The 13,291-nt window shown below is 73.7% G+C and carries 8 protein-coding genes, 1 tRNA gene and 1 pseudogene; 5 read left to right on the top strand and 5 right to left on the bottom strand.

Features of this window, described 5'->3' with window-relative positions; all coding sequences use genetic code 11:
* Positions 1-36: 36 nt before the first annotated feature.
* Positions 37-618, top strand: a pseudogene (locus tag IEZ10_RS16045) (dienelactone hydrolase family protein); the annotation flags it as partial.
* A 270-nt stretch (positions 619-888) separates the two neighbouring features.
* Positions 889-1,665 carry a neutral zinc metallopeptidase gene (locus IEZ10_RS16040; protein ID WP_229811354.1) on the top strand — a complete coding sequence of 259 codons (777 nt, stop codon included), beginning with the start codon at positions 889-891 and terminating at the stop codon, positions 1,663-1,665.
* Between the two features lie 16 nt (positions 1,666-1,681).
* Here the strand turns inward: IEZ10_RS16040 and IEZ10_RS16035 are convergent, their stop codons facing one another.
* Together IEZ10_RS16035 and IEZ10_RS16030 are read right to left on the bottom strand one after the other, a co-directional pair.
* Positions 1,682-3,103, bottom strand: a complete 1,422-nt coding sequence (locus tag IEZ10_RS16035; RefSeq protein WP_189247299.1) for a vWA domain-containing protein — start codon at positions 3,101-3,103, stop codon at positions 1,682-1,684.
* A gap of 34 nt (positions 3,104-3,137) precedes the next feature.
* The gene (locus tag IEZ10_RS16030; RefSeq protein WP_189247298.1) at positions 3,138-3,989 is read right to left on the bottom strand and encodes an AAA family ATPase; all 852 of its coding nucleotides are present in this window, start codon (positions 3,987-3,989) and stop codon (positions 3,138-3,140) included.
* 260 nt (positions 3,990-4,249) lie between these two features.
* Here IEZ10_RS16030 and IEZ10_RS16025 point away from each other — a divergent pair.
* Positions 4,250-4,323 (top strand) — tRNA-Lys (locus IEZ10_RS16025).
* Positions 4,324-4,419: 96 nt separating this feature from the next.
* On the opposite strand, the gene IEZ10_RS16020 is transcribed toward IEZ10_RS16025, so the two are convergent.
* The 3 genes from IEZ10_RS16020 to IEZ10_RS16010 all read right to left on the bottom strand — a co-directional run bounded on the left by IEZ10_RS16020 (position 4,420) and on the right by IEZ10_RS16010 (position 9,420).
* The gene (locus IEZ10_RS16020; protein WP_189247297.1) at positions 4,420-6,909 is read right to left on the bottom strand and encodes a hypothetical protein; all 2,490 of its coding nucleotides are present in this window, start codon (positions 6,907-6,909) and stop codon (positions 4,420-4,422) included.
* 61 nt (positions 6,910-6,970) lie between these two features.
* Entirely contained in the window at positions 6,971-7,993 is a 1,023-nt protein-coding gene (locus IEZ10_RS16015; RefSeq protein WP_229811314.1) for a hypothetical protein, read from the bottom strand.
* Positions 7,990-9,420, bottom strand: a complete 1,431-nt coding sequence (locus tag IEZ10_RS16010; RefSeq protein WP_189247296.1) for a hypothetical protein — start codon at positions 9,418-9,420, stop codon at positions 7,990-7,992. Before IEZ10_RS16010 ends, IEZ10_RS16015 begins: the two co-directional genes overlap by 4 nt.
* A 234-nt stretch (positions 9,421-9,654) precedes the next feature.
* Between IEZ10_RS16010 and IEZ10_RS16005 the strand changes: the two genes are divergently transcribed.
* A complete protein-coding gene (locus IEZ10_RS16005) occupies positions 9,655-11,196 on the top strand; it encodes a DUF4407 domain-containing protein (RefSeq protein ID WP_189247295.1) in 1,542 nt (513 codons plus the stop codon).
* Positions 11,197-11,204: 8 nt separating this feature from the next.
* On the top strand, positions 11,205-12,860 hold the full coding sequence (locus tag IEZ10_RS16000; protein ID WP_189247294.1) for a protein kinase domain-containing protein: 1,656 nt from the start codon (positions 11,205-11,207) through the stop codon (positions 12,858-12,860).
* The last annotated feature ends 431 nt before the right edge of the window (positions 12,861-13,291 follow it).

Genomic DNA, 13,291 nt, shown 5'->3' with positions numbered 1-13,291 from the left:
CCGGCGGAAGCCGTTCCGGCGCCGCCGGATGAAGGGAATGAGATGGCCGAGGTTCTGCTGTTCCACCATGTGCACGGGCTGACGGCCGGGGTGCTGGAGTTCGCCGAGGAGCTCAGGCGGGCCGGGCACACCGTCCACGTCCCGGACCTGTACGAAGGGAAGGTCTTCGACGACTTCGAGGAGAGCGTCGCTTATGCCCGGAAGGTCGGGTTCGACGTGTTGACCGAGCGCGGGCGGGCCGCCGCCGAGGGGCTGCCCGGCGAGCTGGTCTACGCCGGCTTCTCGCTCGGTGTCTTCCCGGCGCAGGCCCTGGCCCAGACGCGGCCCGGCGCGAAGGGCGCGCTGTTCTTCCACACCTGCATGCCGGTCTCGGAGGTCGGCGCGTGGCCGGAGGGGGTCCCGGTTCAGGTCCACGGCATGGACGCCGACGAGCTCTTCGTCGAGGGGGGCAGCCTCGACGCGGCCCGCGCCCTGGTCGCGGAGGCCGAGAACGCCGAGTTGTTCCTCTATCCCGGTGACCGGCACCTGTTCGCCGACCCGGGTCTGTCCACGTACGACGCGGAGGCCACCGCGCTGCTCACCGAGCGCGTGCTCGGTTTCCTCGCGGGCATCCGCTGAGCGGCGTCAGGTGAGAAACGTCCGCTGAGCGGCATCCGGTGGGCGAAGCCTCGCGGGCGGCGTCCGGTGAGCCACATCGGACCACGGGCCACGGCCGGTTCGCCCGGCGTTCCGCTGTTCACCGTCCCGCTGCCGGTGGGTTGCGGATGGTTCGCCCCGGTAGGTGCGCCATGGATGTTTTGTCAGTGATTGGGTAGCGGCGGGCGGGTGATGCCGAAGACAAGCCCCCGCCCGCCTCGTCCCCGCGGCCGGTTCCGGGCGTTGCACGCCGTGATCGCCGCGCTGGTGCTGCTGCTGCCGGCCTGCTCGGCGGGGGACGGCGAGCACCGCAGCATCACCGACGTGATCAAGCAGGCGATCGACGACGTCAAACGGCACCGGGAGCAGAAGAGCGGCACCACCGCGAGCCGGCGGGACTCGACGCCGCTGGGCACCGACGGGCGCACGTCCTTCGACTACGCCGCCTACCAGCGCACCCTGTCGGTCACGCTCGGTCTTCTGGAGCGGTACTGGAGCGATGAGGTACCTGAGCTGGGCGGTTCCTACAGCAAGCCGCGGGCCTACACCTACTACCGCTCCGACGAGGGTGGCGGCCCGGTCTGCGGTGACCAGCCCGCCCCCGCCCGCAACGCCTTCTACTGCCCGGCCGGGGACTTCATCGCCTGGGACGAGTCCGGGCTGATGATCCCGTACTACGTCAGCGGCGGCGACTTCGCCGCCTCCTTCGTGCTGGCCCACGAGTTCGGTCACGCCATGCAGGCCCGGCTGCCGCGCCAGGAGCAGACGGGGGTGCTGCGCGAGCTGCAGGCCGACTGCTTCGCCGGAGCCTGGGCGCGGTGGGTGGCGCAGCAGAACCTGCTGGAGGAGGGCGACCTGGACGAGGCCACGCTGGCGGTCTTCTCCGGCCGGGACCTGCCCGGCACCGCGTGGACCGACCCGGCCGCCCACGGCAGCGGGTTCGAGCGCACCCGCGCCTTCGGCGACGGCTTCGAGTCGGGCACCAAGAACTGCTACCCCGCCCCCGCCGAACGCTGGATCCTCAGGTGACACCGACGGCAGGCCGTCAGGCCAGGTCCTCGACGAAGGCGGCGAGTTGGACGACGTTGCGGCACTCGCGCATCGGGACGACCGCGCCGTAGGCGCTCGCCAGGGAGTCGCCGGTGTCCCACTGGCTCACCGGCTCGGGGTTGAGCCAGTGGGCGTGCCGGGCCTCGCGGACCAGGCCGCGGAGCGTCTCCAGGGCGGGCGGCTGGTAGTTGGACCGGGCGTCGCCCAGGATCAGCAGGGACGTCTTGGGCCCCACGGCGTCGCCGTACCGTTCGGCGAACCGCTCGAAGGCGTGGCCGTAGTTGGTCCGGCCGAACCGCACCATGTCGGCCTCGGCCGCCATTCGCGTCATCGCCTCGGCCACGTCGGCGCCGGGGGTGAAGAAGCGGGTGATCTCGTCCACGGTGTCCACGAACCCGAACGCCCTGACCTTGGCGAACTGCTCGCGCAACGCGTAGGTCAGCAGCAGCGTGAAATGGGCGAAGGAGGCGACGGAGTCGCTGACGTCGCACAGGACGACCAGTTCGGGCCGGTGCGGGCGGCGCGGCCGGTTGAAGACGGCCAACGGCACGCCGCCGCTGGACAGCGAGGCCCGCACGGTACGGCGGAAGTCCAGGCGGCCCCGGTGGCCGGTCCGGTTCCTGACCGTCAGCCGGGCGGCCAGTCGCCGGGCGAGCGGGTGGACCTCCCGGCGCAGGTTCGCCAGGTCCGCCCGGGTGATCCGGAGGAAGTCCACCCGCTCCAGCGGCGGCCGTACGGCGGAGCGCGCGATCCGCTCGATCCCCGACTCCTCGGCGATCCGGCGGCGCACGTCGGTGGCGACGGCCTCCTCGAAGCGCCGGATGCTGTCGCCGATCCGCCGCCGGGCCACCTTCTCGGCCAGGCCGCCGCGCTCCCGCCCGGCCAGGACCTCGGCCAGCAGCCGGGCGATGAGCGTCTCGGGGGACAGCGCGCGCAGCACCGGGTAGGAGAACCAGTTCTGCCGGCCGGGTGAGGCGGCCTGGCGGCCGAAGCGCTCCACCATGGCGCGGGCGAAGGCGTCCATGCCCTCGGGGTCCAGCAGCAGCTCCGCCAGCCGGTCGCGCAGCGCGGGCAGCTCGGCGGTCCCCGGGTCCACGCCGCCGGAGAGGTCCGCTCTTTCGGAGAGGTCCGCGACAGTGTCCCCAGTGCGCGGGTCCCGAGGGTCCTCCGGGTCCTGGAGGGCGTGCGGGGCGGTGGTCGCGGCGGGGAACCACAGGTCGAAGAGCGCATCGAACCCCGGCCGGTACGACGGCCGCTTGACCAGCGTGGCGGCGTAGGCGGCGCGCAGCGACTCGCGCTCGGCCAGGTCGACGACCAGCAGCGCCCGCGCGGCGTCCAGCCCCTCGGCCGGTGACACCGGCAGCCCGGCCTCGCGCAGCGCGCGCACGAAGCCGACGTGCCGGTCCAGCAGGCTCACCGCCCGGCTCCCTGCCGGGCGTCGCCCCGGCCGGTCACAGGCCGAGCTCCTTGCGGGTCCGCGTCTGGTCGGAGGCGTGCTTGAGCACCACCCCCAGGGTCGCGTCCACGGTCGCCTCGTCCAGCTCGGTCCGCCCGAGGGCGAGCAGGGTGTTGGCCCAGTCGACGGTCTCGGCGATGGAGGGCGACTTCTTCAGCTCCAGGGCGCGCATCGTGGCGACCGTACGGGCGAGCCGTTCGGCCAGGTCCGCCTCGATGCCGGGCACCTGCGTCAGCACGATGTCCCGCTCGCGCTCCGGTGTCGGGTACGAAAGGTGCAGGTAGAGGCAGCGCCGCTTGAGCGCCTCCGACAGCTCGCGGCTGGCGTTGGAGGTCAGCACCACGTACGGCCGGCGCGCGGCGGTGATCGTGCCCAGCTCGGGGATCGTGACCTGGTAGTCGGACAGGACCTCCAGCAGCAGGCCCTCCACCTCGACGTCGGCCTTGTCGATCTCGTCGATCAGCAGGACGGTCGGGGCCTCGGCGCGGATCGCCCGCAGCAGCGGCCGCTCCAGCAGGAACTCCTCGGTGAAGATGTCGTCGTGGGCGGCGTCCCAGCCCTCGCCGCCGCCCGCCTGGATGCGCAGGAGCTGCTTCTTGTAGTTCCACTCGTACAGTGCCCGGGCCTCGTCCAGCCCCTCGTAGCACTGGAGCCGGACCAGCGCGGCCCCGGTCGCCGCCGACACGGCCTTGGCGAGCTGGGTCTTGCCCACCCCCGCCGGGCCTTCGGCCAGCAGCGGCTTGCCGAGCGCGCCGGCCAGGAACACCGAGGTCGCGATGGAGTCGTCGGAGAGGTAGTCGGCGGCGGCGAGCCGGTCGCGGACGTCGGCGGGCGAGGCGAACCACATGTGTGCTCCCGGACAGGACCCGGACGCGATCCGGGCGGACTCGGACAGGCTCGAACAGGCTCGGACAGGGACCGAATGTTGTTCTAGCGTAGCCGCTGATCGCGCCCGGCGGTGCTGCGGATCACGACGCGGACGGCTCCGGTGCTCCGGGTGGAGGATCGCCTGCCGCCGGCGGCCGGCCGTCGCCCCCGCCTCCGGTCCCGGCCCCGGATTCCGGTTCGGATCGTCCGGCGGAGTGCGCTATTCTTCAAGGGCTTCACGCGCCGCTAGCTCAGTTGGTTAGAGCAGCTGACTCTTAATCAGCGGGTCCGGGGTTCGAGTCCCTGGCGGCGCACAGAGAAGAGACCCCGGCTCGGTGTGACCGAGCCGGGGTCTCTTCGCTTCACCCCTCCGGCGGGGCTTCGAGTACGGATCTCCTCACGTCGCCGTCTCAGCGCGGTTCGAACCTGGACGGCAGCCGGATGGCCAGCAGGAGGGCCAGGAACCCGATGACGCCCCCGCTGATGATCAGGATGAGGGCGAGCCGCCAGTCGCCCTGCCCTCGGTCGTCCTCCCGGTCCGCGGCGGGGGAGGTGGCGGCGGGCGGCGGCAGGGCCGACTCGACCAGCCTGGTCGCCGCCCGCGCCGGGGTGTCGAACTCCGCCGACACCAGCTTGCCGGGATCGACGGACCGGGCGACCCTGCCCAGCGCGTCGCGCAGCCCGCGGCCGACGGACCCGTTGGCCAGTACGAGGATCGAGCGGCCCGGCGGGTCGGCGAACGCCTCCGACCTGGAATAGTCTCCGGCGACCTCCCTGGGCACGAGGGCGGCCAGCACCTCTTCCTTCCGGAGGTCGTGCAGCGGGTCGGCCGCCGGGACGGTCCTCGGCTTCAGCGAGGGATGGCGCTCGCGCAGGAACCGCTCGGGGCTCTCCCCGGAGAGGGCGTCGGGAGGGGTGTCGGGCACCGAGACCCGGGCCTTCCCGTCCGGGCTCGTCAGGGCCGCCGTCACCTGCTCTGGTCCGGTCCGTCTGGCGTCGTAGACCAGGACGTACGGGTCCGGGACCGGGACGGTGGCGACCTCCGAGAACCCCTGCGCCGCAGGCGGATCCGCCGGAGGCTCGGGCGCGGCGCCGTCCGGCGGGGCGGGGTCCGGGGAAGGGGCCGCCACGAGCAGCACGGCCGGTTCCCTGAGGGGCGCGGCGGCGGCAGGGGTGTCGCTCAGCCGGACCTCGGGCCGGTGGCCCGCCCGCCGTACGGCCGCTTCCACGAGACGCCTGGCGAACTCGTCGCGCCGCCCGGCCGATGCCTGGACGACGACCACGTCCGGGCCCGTCCCGGCGGTTCCCTCCTCGGCGGGCGGGTCGTCGCCGGAGGCGCTCACCATCGCGACGGCGCCGATGGCGATCAGGGTGACGGCCAGCGCCATGAACGCGGCGGCCAGGGTGAGCCTGCCGTGCGGGCTCCAGAGGGGCCCGAACCGCTTCGCGTGGTCCGCCCGCTCCAGCCCGCCGAGCTTGGCACGCATCAGGGGCGGCACGGCGCCCGGCCCTGGTACGGTGCCCGGCCGATGGGGCACGGTCGCCGCGCCGGCCGCGGCCCGGCTCTCGGCCGGGGGTCCGATCGCGGGGGCGGCCCGGCCTCCGGGCGTGAGATCGAGCGGGGGCGCGGTCCGGCTCCCCGGCGCGGCGTCGAGCGCCGCTGCGGGCGGCCGCACGACCCGCGTCCCGTCGGCGCCCCGGCTCAGCCGCCTCCACGGCGTGCCGATGAGCGAGGTCAGCCTGCTGACGGGAGAGGTGTGCCGCGCCTCGTCGGGTTCCCGCTCCTCGCCGGGTCCGAGGGCGCGCGGGGCCGCGCCGGGCCACGGGGAGCCGCCCGCCGGAACCGGTTCCGGCACCCCGCCGCCGGGCACGGCGCGCCGGAGCCCCGCCGTGGCTCCCGGGGCCGCGCCGGGTTCCTCCGCCCAGGGGTCCTCCGCGCCTTGGCGGCCGGCCGTGAAGCCCGGGGCCGCGCCGGGAGCCTCCCGGAACTCCGGCTCCCACCCCGCCCCCGCCTCCGCCTCGGCGTCATCGGAGGACAGTTGCTCCTCGGGATAGCCCGAGTGTTCGAGCAGCCGTACGGCGAACGGAAGGTCCTCGGGGCCGAACGACAGCGGCTCGGTCATCCTGGAGAGGTTCTCCAGCATGTCCTCGACGCGGACGTCGGGCCGGGTCAGCAGGTCCAGGCAGACGCTCGCCCGGCTGTCCTGCCAGGCGGTCTCCGTTCCGTGGCCCCACCACACCTCGTGGGCGCCCTCCGGCGCGTGCCGCGCGAAGGACAGTTTGATCCGGTGCCGGGCCGTGCTGCTGACCCAGGTCGCCGCGGTCAGCCTCGTCCGCATGCCGTAGGGCAGGAGCGCGGCGACGGTGTCCAGGAAGCGCAGCCGTTCGATCATGGGAACCCCGTCCGCGCCCACCACGCAGACGGGCCGCCCGGTCAGCAGCAGCGCGGCGGCGCACCGCGCGTCCGGTCCGGGGACGAGAGCCGCGGGATCGGACTCCGGCACCCGTACGGCCGGCGGGGCGTACGGGGTCACCGGCAGGCGCGCGAGGGCGCGGTAGAGCGCCTCGTAGGACACCCGGTGAGCGGCCAGCTCCTCGTACGGGACGTAGAACCAGCGGGTGTAGGCGATCTTCCGGTTGGTGGCGTCCCGGTGCCCGGACCATTCCTGGATCGCGAGCACGACGTGGCGCGACACCCGCTCCCGCTCCCTGGTCGCCGCGACCGCGACCGTCAGCTGGGGCAGGTCCGCCGACAGGCCGACGGCGAACCTGTTCCTGATCTCCTCGAAGACCTCGGGCCCGAGGCGGCCGTCGCTCCAGGAGAGCAGCTCGTAGTCGTTGTGGGCGCCGGGCCGTTTCCCCTCCAGCGCCCATTCGAACCCGATCTCGTGGCCGGTCACGAGACCTCCCTCCCCGGCCGTCCGGCGGGCGTCCCGGGCCGGGGTCCCGCCGTACGGCCGGTCATGAGACCCCCTTCGCCGACCGGATCGCGGCGAGTCGCTGTCCCAGCCAGAGCAGGGGCTCCACCACGTTGATCGGATGCAGCTGCCCCCGGATGCGAGAGTCCTCGTCCACCTCTTCCGGGAGCATGTTCTGGAAGTCGTCCCAGTCGAAACGCCTGGCGCGCCGGTCGACGTAGAAGCCGATCGAGGAGGTGGCGAAGAAGCGGATCCGGTCGGGGTGGAAGTACTGGTCAAGCGTCTCGAGCACCATGTCGGCGCTGCCGGTGGCCGACACCTGGCACAGCTCGTGGAACAGCTCCCGCGCGTCGTCGCCGGCCACCCGCGGCAGCCGGTACGGGTCGTCGTCGTCCGTGGTGAGCAGCCCCCGGGCCTCGGCCGTCTCCAGCACCCGGGGGTCGTCGAACTTGGTGACGCACACGGCGATGTGGTGCGGCAGCTTTCCGTCGGTGAACTCGCCGGCGGCGAGCATCCGCTCGGCGAGCCGGGTGAGCGGGGGATACATGTGGTCGAAGGCGTCCCCGTAGGTGAACTCCCTGATCGGGTCGAAGAGGAAGACGATTCCCCGGCTGTGCTCCAGGTTGTCCAGCAGCTCCTGCCGGCGCGGGTCCCCCGAGCCGTCCTGGGGGCTCGGGCCGCCCGCCGGGCGCTGCCCCGCGCCGAACAACCCTCCGGGGGCGTCGATCATGCCGATGCCGATCCTGGGCGGTTGCCCCGGCTTGGCCTTCCTGTTCCAGAAGCCGGTCTTCCGGGGAGGGGGGCCGATGAGCGACCAGTGGTAGCGCTCCAGGGCCATGCTCGCCTCGGGGAACACCTTGCCCTGCAGCAGGTCTTTGGTCCGCTCGACCAGGTAGTCCGACGACGCGGGGTCGGAGCCGACGATCTTCCAGCCGTTGCCGCTCTTGGTCAGGGCGATGTACAGCGCCGCCAGCAGGGTGGTCTTGCCGCTGCCGGGGGCGCCCCACATGGCGATGTCGTGATCGGGGCGTCCCCGGCTCGGGTCGGGCTGCATGGGCGTCGTCACTCCGTCTCGTCGAGCAGGGGGAACGGGAGGTGGACCGGGGAGGGGGCGGTCAGGCCGAGGTCGGCGGCCAGCCCGCGCACGTCCACCGCCTCCAGGTGGGCCAGCGCCGTCGCGCCGAGCTCGTGCCACAGCGGATGCGCCTGACCGGCGGCGTGGTCGCAGATCGCGCCCAGCGTCGTGCCCGGCCGCTGCCGCAGGACGGCGACCAGCTTCCGCCAGTCGTGCCGGCGGGGGCAGGGCAGGATCCTGGACCGGTCGGTGCGCGGCGGGTGCGGCGGGCGGCCCCCGACCGTGAGGACGACGGCGGGCGCCGGGTCGGTGTGGCCGAGCCGTCCGGCCACCGCGGCGAGCGCGTCCTCCAGCTGCGCCGCCTGCGGGTGGTACGGATATCCCCTGGTCACCGCCCCCTGCTCCTCCAGCTCGCCGAGCGCGTCCAGGGCCTCCCCGGCGTCGGCGTTCCAGGCGGCGACCCGCACCGGGTGCTCCGGCGCCGACGGGTCGAAGGAGTGCGCCGCGTAGGCGAGGAGGGAGACCCGGAGCAGGTCGCCGAGCTCTCCGGAGGCGAAACTGATCATCTGGCGTGCCCGGCTCAGCCGTTCCGCGACCTGGTCGTCGGCCCCGCAGATCTCCACCGCGCAGACGAGGTGCGCCGGGCCGGCGCGCCCTGGCAGCCGGTCCGGGAGCGAGCCGACGAGCCGTTCCCAGTCGCGGTGGTCGGGGGAGAGCGCGGGCAGGCCGGTGAACCGTACCCGGCCGGGCCGTACCAGCTCGGCGGTCACGTCGTACCGGCCGGGTGCGAGCGGAGCGGACTGGAGGGACAGCAGCCGCGGCTCGGGGCCCTGCCAGGTGACCACGGCCAGCGCGGTGCCGTGCGCGCCCGGCTCCGTGCAGCGGAGGGCGACGCGGGTCCGGGCTCCCGGGCGGGAGCCGATGGGGAAGAGCCGCCTGCCGGTCAGCCGGAGCCCGCCGGTGCCCGGATCGGCGAGGAGGACCACCAGCTCGTACGGCCTGGTCAGCGGGTCGTCCGCCATGACCTCCCGGATCAGCGCGGCGGTCGGGGCGTCGCCGCGCAGCATCTGCGCGGCGGGATGCGCCGCGCGCAGCCAGTCGAGGGCCCGCTCGGCCCTCGGGTCGGCGGACGCGGCCACGAGGATCACGTCGGCGGGGGACGGGTGGACGCGGGCCGCGCGGAGCACGGCCTCCCGGGCCGCGGCCGGATCGGCGTCCCACCCGTGCTCGCCCGCGAGGTCCGGCCAGGTCGCCGGCCAGCTCCGGCCGCGGGGGCGGCCGTTGCCGTCCCGGTGGAGCAGGAACGTGGTGACGCCGTCGGCGGCGACCTCCACCACGGTGAGGTGGCCGGTGTCGGCGAGGCCGGCCAGAGCCTGGGCGATCGCCTTCCTGGTCAGGTCCCTGTCGGGCTCCGGCACGGGGAGTCCTCCGTAGGTATGTCGTATCAGCTGCGCCGCGTCCCCAATATCCCGATTAGTCGGCTTATAGAATGCTATGACGAGCTATCCGAATAAGGTTCCGCGAGTTTCACCGGTGAAATCCCACTGGGCATCCGGAAATGTGACATTGGGCGCCTATGATAGCCCCTCCGAGGGGGCCCGCGGCGTTCCGATCGATGCCGGCGCGGTACGACTTCCTTTCCGAGGAGGGGTATGCGACGTTTTCTGACCGCGCTGTCCGCGGTGCTGATCGCGCTCTCGGGGGCGCGCCCCGAGGTTCTCCGGACGTGTCCCACCGAACGCGGCAAGTTCGAGGGCATCGGGGGCGCGGTCCTCACCACGAGCGTGCTCGCCGCCGTCTCCATGACGTTCGCCCTCAACAGCGCGCTCGGCGTCAACATCGTCCTCGCCGTCGTCGTCGCCCTCCTGTGGGGCCTGGCCATCCTCAGCCTCGACCGGTGGCTCGTCTCCACCATCAGGGCCGACGCGCCGAACCGCTGGGCGCTGGCCGCGCCGCGCGTCGCCATCGCCATCGTGCTCGGCCTGGTGATCTCCACCCCCCTGGTGCTGCAGGTCTTCAAGGCGGAGATCGACACCCAGATCTCCGAGATGAAGCAGCGGCGCGCCGACGCCTTCACCGTGCAGCAGGAGAAGGGCGCGGTGGGCAAGAGCGTCGACCAGCTCCGCAAGGAGGTGACCGGCCTGCAGCAGGTGATCTCCTCCGGCGGGGACGTCCCCCTCGACCTGGAGCAGGACCCGAAGATAAAGGCGCTGTCCACCCGGCGCGCCGATGAGCAGAAGCAGGCGGACAAACACTACAAAGAGTGGCAGTGCCAGCTCTACGGCGGTGCAAACTGCCCCAAAAAGGGCAATGGTCCCCTCGCTCAGGAGAGCCGCCGCGCCTACGAGAAGGACAAGGAGCGCATCGAGCTGCTCACCCGGCAGATGGAGGACCGCAAGCGGGAGCTGAACGCGACCGGGGAACAGGCCAAGGGGATACGGCTCGCCGCCGCGCAGGACGCCCTGCCCAGGGCCCAGCGCCAGCTCGACGCCGCGGTCGAGCAGCAGGCCCGCATCCAGCGGTCCTTCGACGAGGACAACCTCGCCACCGACGGGCTGCTCACCCGGCTCCGGGCGCTCAACGAGCTGACCGGAAAGGACTTCACCCTCAGCGCGGCCCGGCTGCTGCTGTTCGCGTTGTTCCTGCTCATCGAGTGCCTGCCGGTCGCGGTGAAGCTGATGCAGCGGCCCGGCGTCTACGAGAAGGCGCTCGCGCTCGCCGAACGCCGGCAGATGGACAGCGTGCGCGAGGAGTTCGGCACCCGCTCCGGCTCGCGATCCCGGTCCGGGCCGGAGGAGTCCGGCGGGTCGAACAGCGTCTGGAGCATCTGGTCGTCCTCGCAGGACACGCCGCCGCGATCCGGCCCCGCCTTCGGGGGGGAGACGGGGACGCCCCGCGGGCCGAGCGGCACCCGGGTCGAGCAGTCCGGTGACGACGGCGGGTACGGTCCCCGGACCGGCGAGTACGGGCCGCCGTCCGGCGACGGGTACGGTCCCCCGCGTGGTGGGCACCGTTCTCCGCGCGACGAGTACGGCCCCCCGTCCGGCGACGGGTACGAGCCCCTGGAGGACCAGGCCCTGCGCGGGATGGCCGACACCCGCATCGTGCGGAGACCCGACTCGGGCGCCGGACCGGGCGCGGGATCGGGCGCGGGGCGCTCGGGCGGCGTCGAGCTGCTCCCCGACGAGGACTGAGGCCCCGGGTGACGGCACGGATCATCGGAGGCAGGTACGAACTGAGGTCCCGGCTCGCCAGGGGCGGCATGGGCACGGTGTGGCTCGCCTGGGACCGGACGCTGCAGCGGTCCGTCGCGCTCAAGGAGGTCGTGCTGGCGCCGTACGGCGAGGACATGACCGTACGGCGGAAGCGGGCGCTGCGCGAGGCGCGCGCCGCCGCGCGGATCCGGCATCCGGCCGTCGTCCACGTCTACGACGCCATCATGGACGACGAGTCGCCCTGGATCGTCATGTCGTACATCGAGGGCACCTCGCTGGAAAGCCGGATCGAGCGGCAGACCCTCTCCGAACGGGAGATCGCCCGGGTGGGGCGCGACGTGCTGGACGGGCTGACCGCCGCGCACGACGCGCAGGTGCTGCACCGGGACGTCAAACCGGCCAACATCATCGTCGACTCCGGAGACCGGGTCTTCCTGGTCGACTTCGGCATCGCGCGGATCTCCGGGGAGCGCGGCCTCACCTCGGCCAACACCCTGATCGGAACCGTCGAGTTCATGGCGCCGGAACGCATCGAGGGACAGCCGGTGGGACCGGCGTCGGACCTGTGGTCGCTGGGGGTGACGCTGTTCTGCGCGCTGGAGGGCTACTCGCCGTTCCTCCGCGACGGTCCGATCGAGACGGTGCGGGCGGTCACCTCTGGGCGTCCCCCGGGCTTCCGGCGGCCGGGCCCGCTCGCCGACGCGATCGCCGGCCTGCTCGTCGCCGACCCCGCCGGGCGGACGGGGGCGGCCGAACTGGGACGCCGGCTGGACGCGATCCTCGCGGCCGGGCCGCGGGCCCGTGGACGCGAGGAGGAACGGCGCACCGGCCGGGGACAGGGCCGGGAGGCGCGAGGCGGACACGACCCGCGCCCCCCGAAGCGGGATGCGCGGGGCGGACAGGACGCGCACGGGCCGAACCGGGATGCGCGGGGCGGACAGGGCGCGCACGGGCCGGACCAGAAGGCGCGGCGCGGACCCGACGAGCGCGGGCCGGACCGGAAGGCGCGGCGCGGACCCGACGCCCGCAGGCCGGGTCAGGACGGGGAGGCGCGGCGCGGACCCGACGACCACGGGCCGAAGCGCGTCCGGGAGGCGGGACGCGGACCCGGCGCGCACGGCCCGGAACGGGTCGGGGACGCGGTCCGGCCGAGGGAGGCCGGCGACGGCGGGAACCCGCTGCTCGGCCGGTCCCGCCGGGAGGCCGCCATCCTGCTGGGTTCGATGGAGCCGAACGCCGCCGGACGGTTCCTGAACGACGCGGCTGAGACACCGGGCCCGGCGGCGGAGGCGCTGGCGCTGTTGCCGCCGTCGCGCGCCGCACGGCTGATCGATCACATGATCCCGCAGCGGGCGGCCAGGCTGGTGGGCGCGATGCCCCCCGGCCTGGCCGCGAGCGTCCTGGTGCACACGGACGACCGCGTCACGGCCGCCGTCCTCGGTGCGCTCGGCACCGTCCCCGCCACGGCCCGCCTGGTGGAGGCGATGACGCTACGGCGCGCCTGCCGGGTGCTCGCCCACATGCCGCCCGCCGTCGCCGCGGGACTGCTCTCCGCGACCTCGGACGGCCGTACCGACCGGCTCCTCGACGGGCTCGGCCACGCCGTACGCGAGGAGTTCACCCGCCTGACCGGCGCGACGTGAACCGGGCCGGCCCCCGCGGTCGTCGAATCCTGCCATCAGCCCCCCGGCCCAGGCGAGGCCGTGCCGGAAAGGCCGGGCCTCGCGTCGGCGCGGGCGCGTTCGAGGGGCCGCCGCGACGCGATTGATCATTTCTGGTGTTCCGGCGGAAGCGGCATGGAGGGGTGGTCACCGCTGGGCGTGCCTGCGGGGCGGCCGGTCCGCCCCGGGAAGGACGCCCGCCATGCCTGCCACCCGGTTTCCCGGCCGGGGGGCCGCAGCGGGGTGACACGAGCGCGACCTTCCTCGTCATGGCATCAGCGGATGGCCTCAGAGGCCGAACATCCGACGAGCAGGCGATCGGCGTAGAGCGGGTGCCCACCGGCGAACGGCGGGGCGCGATGTAAAAAATTCTGTACACGAGGTCAAAGATTGGCTACCTTGAAGGTGTCAAA

This window comes from Streptosporangium pseudovulgare, from assembly GCF_014648055.1.
Lineage (GTDB): Bacteria > Actinomycetota > Actinomycetes > Streptosporangiales > Streptosporangiaceae > Streptosporangium > Streptosporangium pseudovulgare.
The sequence above is the reverse complement of the archived record's forward strand: the minus strand, read 5'-3'. Positions and strand labels throughout refer to the sequence as shown.